The 14,744-nt window shown below is 74.5% G+C and carries 14 protein-coding genes; 5 read left to right on the top strand and 9 right to left on the bottom strand.

The window, feature by feature from the left end; translation table 11 throughout:
• Positions 1-30 precede the first annotated feature (30 nt).
• Both GA0070610_RS28600 and GA0070610_RS28595 read left to right on the top strand, forming a co-directional pair.
• A complete protein-coding gene (locus tag GA0070610_RS28600) occupies positions 31-798 on the top strand; it encodes a transketolase (RefSeq protein ID WP_089002910.1) in 768 nt (255 codons plus the stop codon).
• Positions 799-800: 2 nt separating this feature from the next.
• Positions 801-1,703, top strand: a complete 903-nt coding sequence (locus GA0070610_RS28595) for a transketolase family protein (protein ID WP_089003798.1) — start codon at positions 801-803, stop codon at positions 1,701-1,703.
• Position 1,704: 1 nt separating this feature from the next.
• On the opposite strand, the gene GA0070610_RS28590 is transcribed toward GA0070610_RS28595, so the two are convergent.
• Positions 1,705-2,412, bottom strand: a complete 708-nt coding sequence (locus GA0070610_RS28590) for a glycosyltransferase family 2 protein (protein ID WP_089002909.1) — start codon at positions 2,410-2,412, stop codon at positions 1,705-1,707.
• Between the two features lie 121 nt (positions 2,413-2,533).
• Between GA0070610_RS28590 and GA0070610_RS28585 the strand changes: the two genes are divergently transcribed.
• Positions 2,534-4,699: a hypothetical protein gene (locus GA0070610_RS28585; RefSeq protein WP_089002908.1), complete on the top strand. Its 2,166-nt coding sequence runs from the start codon at positions 2,534-2,536 to the stop codon at positions 4,697-4,699.
• A 148-nt stretch (positions 4,700-4,847) separates the two neighbouring features.
• Positions 4,848-6,446: a ricin-type beta-trefoil lectin domain protein gene (locus tag GA0070610_RS28580; protein WP_089002907.1), complete on the top strand. Its 1,599-nt coding sequence runs from the start codon at positions 4,848-4,850 to the stop codon at positions 6,444-6,446.
• An 87-nt stretch (positions 6,447-6,533) separates the two neighbouring features.
• Here the strand turns inward: GA0070610_RS28580 and GA0070610_RS28575 are convergent, their stop codons facing one another.
• The 6 genes from GA0070610_RS28575 to GA0070610_RS28550 form a co-directional block, all read right to left on the bottom strand.
• On the bottom strand, positions 6,534-7,124 hold the full coding sequence (locus tag GA0070610_RS28575; RefSeq protein ID WP_089002906.1) for a hypothetical protein: 591 nt from the start codon (positions 7,122-7,124) through the stop codon (positions 6,534-6,536).
• Positions 7,125-7,179: 55 nt separating this feature from the next.
• On the bottom strand, positions 7,180-8,598 hold the full coding sequence (locus tag GA0070610_RS28570; RefSeq protein ID WP_089002905.1) for a sensor histidine kinase: 1,419 nt from the start codon (positions 8,596-8,598) through the stop codon (positions 7,180-7,182).
• Positions 8,591-9,283: a response regulator transcription factor gene (locus GA0070610_RS28565; protein ID WP_089002904.1), complete on the bottom strand. Its 693-nt coding sequence runs from the start codon at positions 9,281-9,283 to the stop codon at positions 8,591-8,593. The genes GA0070610_RS28570 and GA0070610_RS28565 overlap by 8 nt, the downstream gene beginning before the upstream one ends.
• Positions 9,284-9,350: 67 nt before the next feature.
• Positions 9,351-9,863: a hypothetical protein gene (locus tag GA0070610_RS28560; RefSeq protein ID WP_089002903.1), complete on the bottom strand. Its 513-nt coding sequence runs from the start codon at positions 9,861-9,863 to the stop codon at positions 9,351-9,353.
• A 47-nt stretch (positions 9,864-9,910) separates the two neighbouring features.
• On the bottom strand, positions 9,911-11,083 hold the full coding sequence (locus tag GA0070610_RS28555; RefSeq protein ID WP_231925839.1) for a phosphotransferase: 1,173 nt from the start codon (positions 11,081-11,083) through the stop codon (positions 9,911-9,913).
• 291 nt (positions 11,084-11,374) lie between these two features.
• Positions 11,375-12,547: a thiolase family protein gene (locus GA0070610_RS28550; protein ID WP_089002902.1), complete on the bottom strand. Its 1,173-nt coding sequence runs from the start codon at positions 12,545-12,547 to the stop codon at positions 11,375-11,377.
• 88 nt (positions 12,548-12,635) lie between these two features.
• Between GA0070610_RS28550 and GA0070610_RS28545 the strand changes: the two genes are divergently transcribed.
• A complete protein-coding gene (locus tag GA0070610_RS28545) occupies positions 12,636-13,064 on the top strand; it encodes a PH domain-containing protein (RefSeq protein ID WP_089002901.1) in 429 nt (142 codons plus the stop codon).
• A gap of 63 nt (positions 13,065-13,127) precedes the next feature.
• Here GA0070610_RS28545 and GA0070610_RS28540 read toward each other — a convergent pair whose 3' ends face one another.
• Both GA0070610_RS28540 and GA0070610_RS28535 read right to left on the bottom strand, forming a co-directional pair.
• Positions 13,128-14,042 carry a rhomboid family intramembrane serine protease gene (locus tag GA0070610_RS28540; RefSeq protein WP_089002900.1) on the bottom strand — a complete coding sequence of 305 codons (915 nt, stop codon included), beginning with the start codon at positions 14,040-14,042 and terminating at the stop codon, positions 13,128-13,130.
• 94 nt (positions 14,043-14,136) lie between these two features.
• Positions 14,137-14,667 carry a peptidylprolyl isomerase gene (locus tag GA0070610_RS28535; protein ID WP_089002899.1) on the bottom strand — a complete coding sequence of 177 codons (531 nt, stop codon included), beginning with the start codon at positions 14,665-14,667 and terminating at the stop codon, positions 14,137-14,139.
• Between the last annotated feature and the right edge of the window lie 77 nt (positions 14,668-14,744).

Raw genomic sequence — 14,744 nt, 5'->3', positions numbered from 1 at the left:
GAAGTGGACTTCAACTTGCAGGCTAACGGCATGACCACGACCACCGCCAGCGCGGGCCCGGCCCGGACCGCCGCGCCGCCCCGCGACCCCGTGTCCGCGCCACCCCGTCATCCGGGCGCCCCGCCGTTGCCGGGCCCCGTCGCGCCGCTGTACGAACGGATCCGCGCGGGTCGCGACTTCGGCGCGAACGTCCTCTCGACCGTCGACGTGCTCTGGGTGCTCTACGACCGCATCCTGCGGGTCACCCCGGAGACCGTCGACGACCCCGGCCGGGACCGGTTCCTGCTCTCCAAGGGGCACGCCGTCGCCGGCTACTACGCCGTACTCGCCGCGAAGGGATTCGTCCCCGCCGACTGGCTCGACGACCAGGGCGGGCCCGCCAGCCTGCTCGGCGACCACCCCGACCGGGTGCTGGTGCCCGGCGTGGAGATCGGCTCCGGCTCGCTGGGCCACGGGCTCGGGCTCGGCGTGGGCACCGCGCTCGGGCTGCGCGCCCAGGGCCTGCTCGCGCCCCGGGTCCACGTGCTGCTCGGCGACGCGGAACTGGACGAGGGCTCCAACCACGAGGCCATCGCGTACGCGGGAGCGACCGGGCTGGGCAGCCTGACCGCGATCGTGATCGACAACGGCTCCGCCACGCACGGCTGGCCGGGCGGCGCCGCGGCCCGGTTCACCGTCAACGGCTGGACCGCCGCCACCGTCGACGGGCACGACCACGACGCCCTGCACACCGCCCTGACCGGGCACGACAACCACCGGCCGCACGTCGTCGTCGCGGTCGTCGACCAGGGGGAGTGAACGTGAGGGAGCGATTCGTCGAGACGACCACCGCACTGCTGGCGGAGGATCCGCGTACGGCGCTGGTGCTGGCGGACATCTCCGCCGACGCGTTCGCCCCGGCCGCGTACCGGCACCCGGACCGGGTGCTCAACGTCGGGATCCGGGAGCAACTGCTGCTGGGCGTGACCGGCGGGCTCGCCCTGACCGGGCTACGGCCGATCGCGCACAGCTACGCGCCGTTCCTGATCGAGCGGGCGTACGAACAGATCAAGCTCGACCTGGACCACCAGGGCGTGGGAGCGGTGCTGGTCAGCATCGGCGCGTCGTACGACCGGGCGGAGTCGGGGCGTACCCACCTGTCCCCGGCCGACGTCTCGCTGATCGACACCCTGCACGGCTGGACCGTGCACGTTCCCGGGCACCCCGACGAGGTGCCGGCGCTGCTGCGGGACGCGGTGGCCGGCGACGGCTCGGCGTACCTGCGGCTGTCCACGCTGCGCAACGCCCGCCCGTACGGTGGCGACGGCGCGCTGCGGGTGCTCCGGGACGCGGGGCCGGGCGCGCCACTGCTGGTCGCGGTCGGGCCGGTGCTGGACGCGGCGCTGGCGGCGGTCGGCGACCTGGGGGTGACGGTGGCCTACACCCACCGGCCGCGGCCGTTCGACACGGCGGGTCTGCGGGCGCTGGCCGGCGACACGGTGGTTTTGGTGGAGCCCTACCTGGCCGGGACGTCGACCCGGGTGGTGTCGGCGGCCCTGGCCGACCGGCCGCACCGGCTGCTGGCGCTCGGCGTGGGACGCGGAGAGTTGCGCCGCTACGGCTCGGCCGAGGACCACACCCGCTGGCACGGGCTGGGCGCCGCCGGGCTGCGCCGCTCGGTCACCGGGTTCCTGGACGCGGCGCCGGTGCCGGCCGGCCGCTAGGTCAGCGGGTCGGGGCGCCGAGGGGGCGGCGGCGGGTGCGCTCGCGGCCGAGGATCCAGAGCGCCTCGACGCCGTCCTTCCAGGTGATCTTCTTGCCCTCCTCGCGGCCCCGCGCCCGGTAGCTGATCGGGACCTCGTAGGGGCGGATGCGCTGGCGCAGCAGCTTTCCGGTGACCTCGGCCTCCATGCCGAAGCCGCGCGAGCGGACGTCGAGCGAGCGGTAGAGCGCCACCGGCATCAGCTTGAAGCAGGTCTCCAGGTCGCCGATGTAGGAGTTGAACAAGACGTTCGCCGCCATGGTGACGCCCTTGTTGCCCATCACGTACCAGAAGCTGTAGGCGCTGTGGCTGCCGAAGGTGCGGTTGCCGTAGACCACCGTGGCCCGCCCGTCGAGCACCGGGTCGAGCAGCTTGGGGATGTCCAGCGGGTCGTACTCCAGGTCGGCGTCGAGAATGACCATGTAGTCGCCCTCGGCGTTGTCGACCGCCGTCTTGATGGCCGCGCCCTTGCCGGCGTTACGCTGGTGCGTGATGACCCGCAGACGCGCGTCGTCGGCCCGACCGAGGATCTCACCGGTGCCGTCCCGGCTGCCGTCGTCGACCACTACAAGCTCGATCTCACACGGGTAGTCGACCGCCAATGCCTGCTTGAGGGCATCCGCGATGCGTTCCTCCTCGTTGTAGACCGGCATGAGGATCGAGAGCTTCACGGGAATCTCCACGGTGGCGACGATATGTCGGCCCTAGCCTAGCCTGGCAGCCAGCGGGCCGGTGCTCAGCACTGCGGGCATTGGGCGCGGCAGCCCCAGGTTCATGGTGTTTACTGCCGCCATGTCGGCACTCGGCTACCCGCTCGCGCTGGCCCCGGTCGCCGCGATCGGACTCCTCGCCGTGGCGCTGCGCCCGGTCGCGCCCGCCGCGGTCGCCCGGCGGCGCCTCGCACTGGTCAGGGCGGCTCTGGTCACCGGCACGTTCGCGGTGCTCACGGTGGAACTGCTGGGCGCGCTGCGGCTGCTCACCCTGCCGGCGTTCGCCGCCGCCTGGCTGGCCTTCCTCGCCGCCGCAGCCGTCGCCGCCGGCCGACGACGCCGCCGCGACGCCGCGCACGGCGGGCTCCGGGCCGCCGCACACCGCACGGTCGAGGTCGTCGCCGCGCGCGAGCCGGCGCTGGTCGGCGCGACGACGGGCCCGACCGCCGGCACCCCCGCACCCGCACCCGCACCGCCGCCGCCGGCCGCCGACCCCGGCGTCGCCTCCCGCCCCGCCGGCTGGTCGACCCGGTTGGCCCACGCCTGGCGTACGGCGGGTCGGGGCGAGCGGCTGCTCGCCGGCACGGTCGGCGGGCTGCTGCTGGTCGAGCTGCTGATCGCCCTGCTGGCGGAGCCGAACAACTTCGACTCGCAGACCTACCACCTGCCCAAGGTGGAGCACTGGGTCGCCCGGGGCGGCCTGGACTTCTGGCCCACCGCCATCCACCGGCAGGTGACCATCCCGCCCGGCGCCGAGTACCTGCTGCTGCACCTGCGCCTGTTCACCGGCGGGGACGCGCTGCACAACCTGGTGCAGTGGGCGGCGGGTGTCGGCGTGCTGCTGGCGGCCACCCGGATCACCGCGCAACTCGGCGGGGGGCGGCGGGCCCAGCTGCTCACCGCGTTCGTGCTCGCCACCACCCCGATGGTCGCGCTCCAGGCGACCAGCACCCAGACGGACCTGGTCTGCGCCGCCTGGGTGGCCTGCGCGGCGACGGTGGCGCTGGACGGGCTGCGCCGCCGCGCCGGGGTCGGGGCGATGCTGGCGCTGGGGGCGGCCACCGGGCTGACCGCGCTGACCAAGACCAGCGGCCTGGTCGCGGTCGGGCCGCTGCTGCTGCTCTGGGGGCTGGCCCAGCTCCGGCTGGCCCGTGCCGGCGGCTCGGGGTCGCGGCAGGTGCGCCGGACGATCGCCGGATCGGCGCTGATCCTGCTGGTCGCGGTGGTGGTGGTCGGGCCGTTCCTGGCGCGGGTGACGGCCGAGTTCGGGCACCCGCTCGGGCCGCCCCGGCTGCGCGAGTCCATCCCGATGGAGCGGCACGACCCGCCGTCGCTCGTGGTCAACGCGCTGCGGATCGCGCACACGGCGTTCGACACCCCGCTCGCGCCGCTGCGCCGGGCAGGCGCCGGGGCGATCGTCGGCGGCGCGGAGCTGATCGGGGTGGACCCGCAGGACCGGGCCACCACGTTCGGACGGGAGCGGTTCCCGGTGCCGTCCTGGTATCCCGACGAGGACCGGGTGGCCTTCCCGCTGGTCGGGGCGCTGGCGGCGATCGGGGCGGCGTACGCGCTGGCCCGGCCCGGCCGGATCAGCCCGACGCGGGCGGGGTCGCTGCGGGCGTACGCGGTGGTCGTGGTGGCGGCCGCGCTGCTGCACACCGCCATGATCAAGTGGCAGCCGTGGGGCAACCGGCTGCTGCTCTACGCGCTGACGCTGGCCGTACCGCTGGCGGGCCTCTGGCTGGACGCGCTGTTCCGGCGCCGGGCCGCAGGCGCCGGGGGACGGCGGTCGGTGGCGGCCGGGCTCGCGGTGAGCGTGCTGGCCACCTGCGCGCTGGCCGGGGTGCTGGCGGTGTCGTACGGCTTCCCGCGCCGACTGGTCGGGGCGGGCTCGGTCTTCACGACCTCGGAATGGGACACCCGGTTCCTGCGCCGTCCCCAGTGGGCGGAGGAGTTCCGCTGGGCCGCCGACGCGGTACGCGCGACGAATGCCCGCCGGATCGGCCTGGTGCAGCAGAACGACAACTGGGAGTACCCCTGGTGGCTGCTGCTACGCGACGCGGACGGCAGCCCGCCGCAGCTGCTGGCGCTCCAGTCGGTGCTGCCCGGGCGCCCGCCGGCCGACCCGGCCTCGGTCGACGCCATCGTCTGTACGGGCAGCCGGCCGGCGTGCACGGCGCTGGTGCCGGCGGGCTGGCGCGTGCAGTTCCGGGGCTACGTCGGCTACGCCCTCCCGCCCGGACGCTGAGCCACCGCCTGCCGCGCGGTTTGCCCCTATCGCCAGGTTCTGCACTCTGCGCGCAACGATTCCGAGACGCATTCACATACCTCGAAGCCGACGCTACCTTCTGGTAACTCGATCGACGTCCCGCGATCGAGCCGAAAGGAGTGCGTCGATGCTTGGTTCCCCTGCCAGGCGCGAACGCGCGACCCGACGACGGGTGTCCACCGTCGTCGCCGCCGCCGCTCTCGTCCTGCCGATGCTCGCCGGAACGGCCTCCCCCGCCACTGCGGCCGACCGTCCCGCCATCCAGCCACTCGCCGCCAACCTGGAGGCGATCCGCGCCGCCGAGGCCACCGCGCTCTACGGCGCGCCCGCCGTCCGCCCCATCGAGCAGCGCCGCACCGCGCTGATCACCATGGGCGACAGCGAGATCTCCGGCGAAGGGGTCGGCAACTACGTCCCCGGCACCCACCAGCCCGGCAACTGGTGCGACCGCTCGTACGACCAGGCGGTGTTCCGCACCGGGATCACCGCCGACGAGAAGTACAACTTCGCCTGCTCCGGGGCGACCCCGTGGAACCTCATCCGGGGCGGGCCAACCCAGCACAACGAGCTGAACCAGGGCGACCACCTCGCCATCAAGGCCCGCAACACGCACATCAAACTGATCTGGGTGGTGGTCGGCGCCAACGGCGACGGCACGATCCAGTTCGGCCCGGTCGCCACCGACTGCGCCGTCCGCCGGGTCTTCTTCCAGGGGCCCTGCTACCCCACCTACACCGACCAGTGGACCGTCCGCACCGACGGCAGCCGCCGGGCGGTCGAGGACGCGCTCACCGACATCCGGCGGACCATGACCGGCGCGGGCTACCTACAGTCCGACTACGAGCTGGTGCTCATGTCGTACCCGAGCCCCGGCAGCCCGGACGTGGAGGACAACCCGAACTTCCCCGGCTGGTACTCCGGCGGCTGCCTGCTCTACCTGGCCGACGCCGCGTTCGCCCGGAACAAGGCGGTGCCGCTGTTCGAGTCGGCGCTGCGGGCGGCGGCGACCAACACGGGGACCCGCTACCTGGACGCCAGCCGGCTCTTCCACGGCCACGAGGTGTGCACCGACAGCACCTCCGTACGCGGCCTGTTCATCGAGATCGGCGTCTGGGACGAGAACGCGGCCCGGCAGTCGTTCCACCCGAACAAGCGCGGGCACGGCATGTTCGCCCAGTGCATCACCCAGTTCGTCGACTCGGGGCGGCAGCGGGCGACCTGCGTGGACCCGGCCAGCACCGGCAACGGCGTGCTCTACGACGGGCTCTTCGAGTTCAAACAGCTGCGCAACGCCGCCACCGGCACCTGCGTCGACGGCAAGGGCTACGACTCGCGCAACGGCACCGCCCAGCAGTCGTACGGCTGCCACGGCGGACGCAACCAGGGCTTCTGGTACGACCCGACCCGCCAGTCGCTGCACTCGGAGCTCTCCCACGACCGCTGCCTGGACGTCGCGGGCGGATCGTCGAGCGCCGGCACGGCGGTGAACATCTACGACTGCCACGGTGGAGCCAACCAGAAGTTCGTGTTCGCCGGCAACCAGATCAGGACGGCCGGCAACGGCAACCTCTGCCTGGCGTTCGACAGCCCGGCCTCGGGCACCCCCCGGCTGCGCCTGGCCGCCTGCTCCACCAGCACCCGCCAGCAGTGGTCCTTCGAGTCGCGCAACTTCGCCAACCCGGTGGGCTACGGGCACGACGACTTCATCGGATCCCGCATCTACTGAGTTCGACCGACGCCGAGCGGTGTCGCCCTTGCCGGGGCGGCACCGCTCGCGCCGTCCGGGGCGCCCGTCGCCGACGGGCCACCCCACCTACCTCTGCCGGGCCGGCACGACGATCAGGCGGGCTACCCCGCCGTCGCCCGCCTTGGCACCCGCCACGCCGACCGTCGTACCGACCTTCACGTCGGCGGACCGGATCGTCGTGCGGCGCTCCACGACGCGCAGGTCGTCGCCGAAGGTCCACGTCATCGTGAAGCCGTCGGCGGACTTCACGGTCATCGAGTCGCCGTCGACGGCGGTCACCTCGCCCCGCTGCACGACGACCGTCTTCGTCCCGCCGTCCTTCGTACGCACCACGGCCTCGCCGTGCAGGGTGTTCCTCCGCAGCTGCACCCGGGCCTGCCGGCGCTCGCGCCGCTCCTCCGCGCGCTCGCGTCGCCGTTCCCCGGCGGGGCCCGGCGACGCCTGCGGCGAGGCGGGAGCGGCCAGCGGTTCGACGTCCAGGTCGCCGGCGTCGAAGCCCATCGCGGCCAGCGCCTGGCCCTCCGCGCCGAGCGCGGCGACGACCTCGACGGCGGTCTCCCGGGCCGGCTGACCGGCCACCTCGGCGGAGCCGCATCCGCCGACGCCGAGCGCGACCGCCGCGAGCAGCGTGGTGGTGGCGATTGACCAACGTGCCATGAGTCTCCCTCTCGTCCGTGGGACCCCAGCCTGCCGCCGCACCGCGAGCGACAGGTCAGACCGATGTTCGGGTCAGGTAAGGGTCCGGGGGCAGCCGGGCGGTGAACGCGGCGCCGCCCTCCGGCGCGTGCCCGGCCGCGACCTCCCCGCCGAGGCGGCGGACCAGGCCGGCGGCGAGCGCCAGCCCCAGCCCGCTGCCGACCTTGCGCACGCCCCGGTAGCGCTGGTGCAGGGCGCCGCGCTCGAAGGCCACCGCCAGGTCGTCGTCGGTGAGGCCCGGTCCGCCGTCGCGGACCTCGACGACGCCGCCCGCCGCCGGGTCCGCGCCAGCCGGCCGGACCGCGAGCACGACCGGCGCCCCCGGCGGTACGACCCGCAGCGCGTTCTCCAGCAGCCCGTCCACGACCTGCCGGATCCGGCCCGGATCGGTGTACGCCGGCACGGCGGCGTCGGGAGCCTCCACGCGGAACGGCACCCCGACCGCCGCGCACCGGTCGGCCCAGGTCCGACCCGCGTCGGCGGCCAGCCGGGCGAGGTCCACCGGGACCGGTTCGAGCGGGAAGTCGGCGGCCTCCAACCGGGCCAAGGCCAGCAGGTCGCTGACCAGCCGGTCCAGGTGCTGCGCCTCGGCGAGCACGGTACGACCGGCACCGGCCGCGTCCGCCGGCCCGATCACCCCGTCGGCCAGTGCCTCGGCGTAGCCCCGGATCGCGGTCAACGGGGTGCGCAGCTCGTGCGAGATGGAGAGCAGGAACTCCCGTTGCCGGCCCTCGCTCGTGGCCAGCGCGGCGGCCAGCCCGTTCAGCGCGTACGCCAGGTCGGCCACCTCGTCGGGCGGCTCCACCGGTACGCGTACCGCCCGGTCCCCCGCGCGCAGTCGGGCGGCGGCGTCGGCGGCCCGCCGGATCGGTCGGGCCAGCCTGCGGGCGAGCAGCAGCCCGGCGGCCACCCCGGCGGCGAGCCCGGCCAGCAGCGGCAGCCAGAGGCTGGGCACCACCTGGCGCCACGGCGCGGTCGGCCGGGACCGGGTGAGCACCAGCCCGTCGCCGCCGGGCAGGGCACGTCCCTCGATGAGGGTGCGCCGCCCGTCGAGCGGCCGGCGGGTCGACACGTTGCGCCCCTCGGCGACGCGCCGCACCACCCGCGGCGGCAGTCCGGGGCGTTCGGCCACCCCGCCCCGGATCAGGTACGCGTCCACGCCCTGGGCGTCCAGTTGCCGGATGAGCCGCTCCTCGTCGGCGGTCCGGCCGGTCTCCAGCCGGGGTCGCAGCACCTCGGCCGCGAGCCGCGCCTGGGCGGCCAGCGCCTCCTGGTCGCGCCGCTCCACGCCGCGTACCGCCAGGGGCACCGCGACGATCGCGGTGACCAGCACGGAGACCAGGGCGACCGCGCAGGTGACCAGCACCGCGCGGGAGGTCAGCGTCCGGCCGGGACGGTGCCGCGGCGGTGGCGACGCGGCGGTCGGCTCAGCCATCGGCGGCGTACCCGACGCCCCGGTGGGTGCGGATCACGCCGGCTCCGCCCAGCTTCGACCGGACCTGTGCGACGTGCACGTCGACGGTCCGGGTGCCGGCGTGCGCCGCGTACCCCCACACCCCGGCGAGCAGTTCCTCCCGGGTGAAGACCCGGCCCGGCCGGGCCATCAGGTACGCCAGCAGGTCGAACTCGGTGGAGGTGAGCTGGACCGGGGCGCCCTCGACGGTCACCGTCCGGCGGGTCGGGTCGAGAGCCACCGCGCCGACGACCCGGGGCAGGCCCGTCCCCTCGGGCGCCCCGGCGGTGCGCCGCAGCACCGCCCGCACCCGGGCGACCAGTTCGCGGGGGCTGAACGGCTTGGTGACGTAGTCGTCCGCCCCCAGCTCCAGCCCGACGACGCGGTCCACCTCGTCGTCGCGGGCGGTGAGGAAGATGACCGGCGTCCAGTCGCCGGCCTCGCGCAGGCGGCGGCAGATCTCGGTGCCGGTCAGGGCGGGCAGCGCGATGTCGAGGACGCAGGCGACCGGGCGCAGGCGGCGGGCGGCGGCCAGCCCGGCCACCCCGTCCCGTTCGAGGTGTACGCCGAATCCGTCCCGACTCAGGTAGAGCCGGACCAGGTCGGCGATGGCCGGCTCGTCCTCCACCACGAGGACGAGCCCGCGAGGCGGGGCGTCGGCGGTCACCGGCCCATGATTGCCGACGCGGCGGCGCCGCAGGGGCGGCGGATGTTCGGGTTCGGTAAGAAGGCGCTCAGCGCACCACGGCGGGGCGGAAGGTGGCGGGCCGCGCGACGGGCGGCGCCTCGCCGATGGTGGCGACGAGCCGCTCCCGGGGCGTACGCAGCCGGGTCCGGAAGGCGTGGTTGAGCAGCGCGTCGAGCTGCCACACCTGCTTCGGGTGGCGGGTGCGGATGAGGAACCGCTCGCGGATGCCGTCGATGGCGGTGGCGGCCAGCTCGACCGAGTGCAGGCGCGGGTCGGGGCTCCAGGTGACGTTGCTGAGTTCCCGCAGGTCCGTGTTGAGGTGCAGGCGCAGCCGGTGCAGCACGCGGGTCTGCTGGGTGACGACCAGCCGCCGGTGGGTCAGCAGGAGGAGGTACTCGCCGGCCATCGGGCGCTCGGGCCGGGCGCAGCGGGTGACGAGGATGGTGGCGTCGCCGGAACCGACGCAGCGTCGGAAGACCGGCATGTGCCGGGTGACGGTCTGCACCGCCAGCCCGGCCTCGGAGGCGGCCGGGAGGAACGTTCGGGAGAAGACGTCCATGCCCTGCCCAACGAGGCGCGACCTGGGGTGACATGGGTCACGCCGGATTATTGGAAGTTCCACGGGTGCGCGTCGCACCGCCTGTCCGGCTCCGCCACCGGCCACGGGCGGGACGGGCCGGGCGGCGTCGCCGGGGCCGATGACGCGACGGGCCGCGCCGTCGGGGCCGGAGACGCGCCGCCGCCGGGGCGGCTCAGACCGGGTCCGGGGCGAACAGCTCCTGCAACCAGCCGGGCACCGCGGCGGCGTACTCGGCGCGGGTCGGGTCGGCGCCCTGGAGGGCGCGACGCCAGGAGAGCGCCCGGCTGACCCGGGTCACGCGGACGGCCAGGCGGGCCGCCTCGCGCAGCGTCGCCCGGTCGTGCCCGTCCGACCACGGCTCCAGGTAGGCGTCGCGCAGCCGCGCCAGCGCCGGGTCGCCTCCGGGCAGCCCCGAACGCGTCCGCGACCGAGTTCAGCGTCACCAGCAGCGTGCCGAACGGGTGGGCCACCGACGCGTCGCCCCAGTCGAAGAAGCGGTACCCGTCGCCGGCGACGAAGACGTTGCCGTCGTGCAGGTCGTCGTGCTGGACGGTCGGCGCGACGCCGGAGCCGGCCAGCCGCCGGCAGTCCTCGGCGAAGGCGGAGCGGTGGGCGCGCAGCCGCCCGTACGCCTCGGCGGAGAGCCCGTCCTCCTCGCCGAGCAGCAGCGACTCCTCGTCGTCGAGCAGCGCCCCGAACAGCTCCGGCAGCGCCTCCGGCCGGTGGTCGGGCACGCCCAGGGCGAGCAGTCCGCCGGCCGCGGGCGCGACCGCGCGCTGGAGGTCGGCGTACGCGGGCAGGACCCGCTCCCAGCGGGTCAGCAGGCCGCGGTCGCCGCCCAGCGCCTCGCGCAGCGTCGGACCGCCGTCGGGCAGCAGGGACCAGCCTCGCCCGGCGTCCACGGCGACCGGGTCGAGAACCCGGCCGGGGACGAGCCGGGCCAGCGCGCCCAGCAGCGCGGCCTCGTGCCGGGTGCCGGGGTTGTTCGCCTTGAACCAGACGTCCCCGGCGTCGGTGGGCACCCGCCAGACCAGCGACCAGGGCCGGACCCGGGGCTCCACCGGTCCGGCCACCCGGCGGCCGTGCCGGGCGAGGTGCTCGCCGACCCAGTCGAGGGCGGTGTCCCGCCAGTGCGCGTTGGCCCAGTCGGCGTACGGCGTGGCGGCCCGGTCTGCGGGTGGCGTGGCGGCGTCGGTCACGCCGGGAACCTAACCGCCACCCGCCGCACCGGACCACGCGTTTTCCGTCGTCCACGGCGGCACGCCGACCAGCGGCGAACCGGCCTGGTGGGAGGCCGACCGGCCACAGCCGTCCGCTACTTTCTGCTCGTTGGACGTGACTGAATGCATTGGATCTCGACGGCGGTGTAGTCCGCCCGCCGATACCTCGCGGGTATTTTTATGCCACAGAGGTATCACAGTTCGGGCGGCAGTGGTTCGTCAGGCTTCCGCGCCTTCTGCGTGACGGGCCTCACCAGTTCGACACAAGCCCTAAAGCAGCTCGACGATGGTCGCGTTGGCCATGCCGCCGCCCTCGCACATCGTCTGGAGGCCGTAGCGGATGTCGTTGTCGCGCATGTGGGCGAGCATGGTGGTCATGATCCGGGCGCCGGAGCCGCCGAGCGGGTGGCCCAGCGCGATCGCGCCGCCGCGCGGGTTGAGCTGCTCCGGGTCCGCCTCGGTCTCCGCCAGCCAGGCCAGCGGCACCGGGGCGAACGCCTCGTTCACCTCGTACACCCCGATCTCCTCGATGCCCAGCCCCGCGCGGCGCAGCGCCTTCGCGGTGGCCGGGATCGGCGCGGTGAGCATGGTGACGGGATCGTCGGCGGCGACGACGGCGGTGTGTACGCGCGCCAGCGGGCGCAGGCCGTGCCGGCTGGCCCACTCGCTGGTGGTGACGGCGAGCGCCGCCGCCCCGTCGGAGATCTGCGACGCGGAGCCGGCGGTGACGACGCCGTCGGCGCGGAACGGGGTGGCCAGCTCGCCGAGCTTCTCCAGCGAGGTGTCCCGCCGGATGCCCTCGTCGGCGGCGAACTTGCCGCCGTCGGCCAGGGCGACCGGGGCGATCTCGGCGTCGAAGGCGCCGGCGTCCTGCGCGGCGGCGGCCTTCTCGTGGCTGGCGAGGGCGAACTCGTCGAGCTGCGCGCGGGAGAAGCGCCAGCGCTCGGCGATCAGCTCCGCCCCGACGCCCTGGTTGAAGGGCAGCGGCGCGTCGTCGGCGAAGCCCTCGACGCCGCGGTAGCGGTCACGAAGCTGGTCGCTGAAGGGCGACCCGCCCGCCACGCTGGAGCCCATGGCGACCCGGGTCATCGACTCGACGCCACCGGCGACGACCAGGTCGGCCTGACCGGAGAGGACGGTGGCGGCGGCGAAGTGCAGGGCCTGCTGGCTGGAGCCGCACTGCCGGTCGAGCGTGGTGCCGGGCACCGACTCGGGCCAGCCGGCGGCGAGCACGCCATTGCGGGCGACGTTCCACGACTGGTCGCCGACCTGGGAGACGCAGCCCCAGACCACGTCGTCGACCTGGGCCGGGTCGATGCCGGTGCGCTCGGCGAGGGCGCGCAGCACGTGCGCCGAGAGGTCGACCGGGTGCACGGCGGCCAGGCTGCCCTTGCGCCGCCCCACCGGGGTGCGTACCGCGCCGACGATGACTGCGTCACTCATGACTACTCCCCGGTAACTTGGGCTGGCCCCGATCCTACGTCGTCGGCGGGCCGGGCGTCCTCCCCCGGTCCCCTGGCATGCTGAACGGATGTCCGCAGACCCGTCCCCGAGCCGGCAGTGGCGGGTGCCGGCCGCCCTGCCGGCGCTCAAGCTGACCGGCGCGGTCGCGCTGCTCGCGCTGGCGCTGCTCCTCGACGGCAGCGACCGGGTCCGGTTGGCGCTGGCCGTCCTCACGGCCGTCGCGCTCGCCGGCTGGGCGGTGCGCGACCTTCTCGCGCCGGTCCGGCTCGCGGTGGACCCGGCCGGGATCACGGTCGTCCAGGGCTTCGCGGGGCGCCGGCGGCTGCCCTGGACGAGCATCGAGAAGGTGACCGTGGACCGCCGCGCGCGGCGGGGCCTGACCAGCGAGCTGCTGGAGATCGACGCGGGCGAGTCGCTGCACCTCTTCGGCCGCCACGACCTCGGCGCGGACCCCGCCGAGGTGGCCGAGGCCCTGCACGAGGCCCGCCCGCACTGAGCGGCAGGTCGCGGCGGTGGCCCCGGCTGGCCCCGCGCCGGAAGGCGGGGACCGGGCCGGAGGTCAGCCGCCGACGATGGCCGCGGTGCGGACCAGGGCCAGGCCGATCAGCGCCGCCACGATCACCGCGCCGCCCGCGAGCTGCACCAGCGACCGCCGCGACCGCGGGGCGTACGCGAACACGAGCGCCAGCAGCGCGCCGACCACCAGGCCGCCCAGGTGCCCGGGGATCGAGATGCTCGGCACGGTGAACGTGAAGACCAGGTTGACCACCAGGATGGGCAGCACCTGGGAGATGTCCCGGCCCATCTTCCGTTCGACGACCACCAGCGCGGCGAACAGGCCGAAGATCGACGTGGAGGCTCCGGCGGTGAGCTGGTTCTCCGCGCTGAACAGGTAGGCGGCGACGTTGCCGCCCAGCCCGGCGACCAGGTAGAGCGCCAGGAAGCGCAGCGGCCCGAGGCTGGCCTCCAGGTACCGGCCGAGCACCCACAGTGCCCACGTGCTCAGCAGCAGGTGGACCACGCCGTAGTGCAGGAACATCGCGGTGACCAGGCGGTACCACTCGCCCTCGGCGATGCCGCCGACCGTGCCGTCGGGGAAGATCGCGTTGCCGAGCACAGAGCCCCAGTCGGTCAGCGGGGTGCTGCCGCCCATCAGGCCACCGAAGCCGGAGCCGCCGATCGCCGCGTCCCCGCCCCGGTCGCTGGCGATGGAGAGCAGCATCATCAGCACGTTGAGCGCGATCAGTGCCTTGGTGACGTAGCCGTGCCGGCCGGCGGCACCGCCACCGAAGGCGGTACGCGCCGGCCGCACGCTACGACGTCCCTCCGCCACGCACTCCGGGCACTGGAACCCGACCGACGCCTCCCGCATGCAGTCCGGACAGATCGGCCGGTCGCAGCGGGTGCACCGCACGTACGTCTCGCGGCCCGGGTGCCGGTAGCAGACCGGGGTCGTGGGTGGGGACTCGCTCACCGTGCGCGCCCGCCGTCGCGGATCGCGCGACCCACCAACCGGTCCCGGCCCTCGGAGCGCTCAGTCATGTCGGCAAAGGTACCTCGCGGACCGCTCAGGCAGCGTTCCGCTCGATCTCGACCCGCTCGATGACGACGTCCTGCAACGGCCGGTCGTTCGGGCCGGTCGGGGTGTTGGCGATCGCGTCGACGACCTTCACCGACTGCTCGTCGGCCACCTTCCCGAAGATGGTGTGCCGGTTGTTCAGGTGCGGCGTCGGCGACACGGTGATGAAGAACTGCGAGCCGTTGGTGCCCGGCCCGGCGTTCGCCATCGCCAGCAGGTACGGCTGGTCGAAGCGCAGCTCCGGGTGAAACTCGTCACCGAACTTGTAACCCGGGCCACCGCGACCGGTGCCGGTCGGGTCGCCCATCTGGATCATGAAGCCGCTGATCACCCGGTGCGAGATGGTGCCGTCGTAGTACGGCCCGCTGCCCGGCTGACCCGTACGCGGGTCGGTGTATTCGCGGGTGCCCTCCGCCAGGTCGACGAAGTTCTTGACGGTCTTCGGGGCGTGGTTCTGGAAGAGCTCCAGCCGGATCGGGCCAGCGTTGGTGTGCAAGGTGGCGTAGACAGCCTCGGCCACGGGTACTCCTCAGTCGTTGGTCAGTTCCATGCGGATCCTCCCATGTGCCCGATCTGGCAGTGCGGAGGCATCCGAAG

Origin of the sequence: Micromonospora echinofusca, from assembly GCF_900091445.1 — a bacterium.
GTDB classification, from domain to species: domain Bacteria; phylum Actinomycetota; class Actinomycetes; order Mycobacteriales; family Micromonosporaceae; genus Micromonospora; species Micromonospora echinofusca.
This window is presented reverse-complemented; position numbering and strand designations above follow the sequence as displayed.

Coding starts and splice junctions, on each gene's coding strand:
- GA0070610_RS28600 (WP_089002910.1), top strand. CDS start 31: ATGACCACGACCACCGCCAGCGCGGGCCCGGCCCGGACCGCCGCGCCG.
- GA0070610_RS28585 (WP_089002908.1), top strand. CDS start 2,534: ATGTCGGCACTCGGCTACCCGCTCGCGCTGGCCCCGGTCGCCGCGATC.
- GA0070610_RS28580 (WP_089002907.1), top strand. CDS start 4,848: ATGCTTGGTTCCCCTGCCAGGCGCGAACGCGCGACCCGACGACGGGTG.
- GA0070610_RS28575 (WP_089002906.1), bottom strand. CDS start 7,124: ATGGCACGTTGGTCAATCGCCACCACCACGCTGCTCGCGGCGGTCGCG.
- GA0070610_RS28570 (WP_089002905.1), bottom strand. CDS start 8,598: ATGGCTGAGCCGACCGCCGCGTCGCCACCGCCGCGGCACCGTCCCGGC.
- GA0070610_RS28560 (WP_089002903.1), bottom strand. CDS start 9,863: ATGGACGTCTTCTCCCGAACGTTCCTCCCGGCCGCCTCCGAGGCCGGG.
- GA0070610_RS28550 (WP_089002902.1), bottom strand. CDS start 12,547: ATGAGTGACGCAGTCATCGTCGGCGCGGTACGCACCCCGGTGGGGCGG.
- GA0070610_RS28545 (WP_089002901.1), top strand. CDS start 12,636: ATGTCCGCAGACCCGTCCCCGAGCCGGCAGTGGCGGGTGCCGGCCGCC.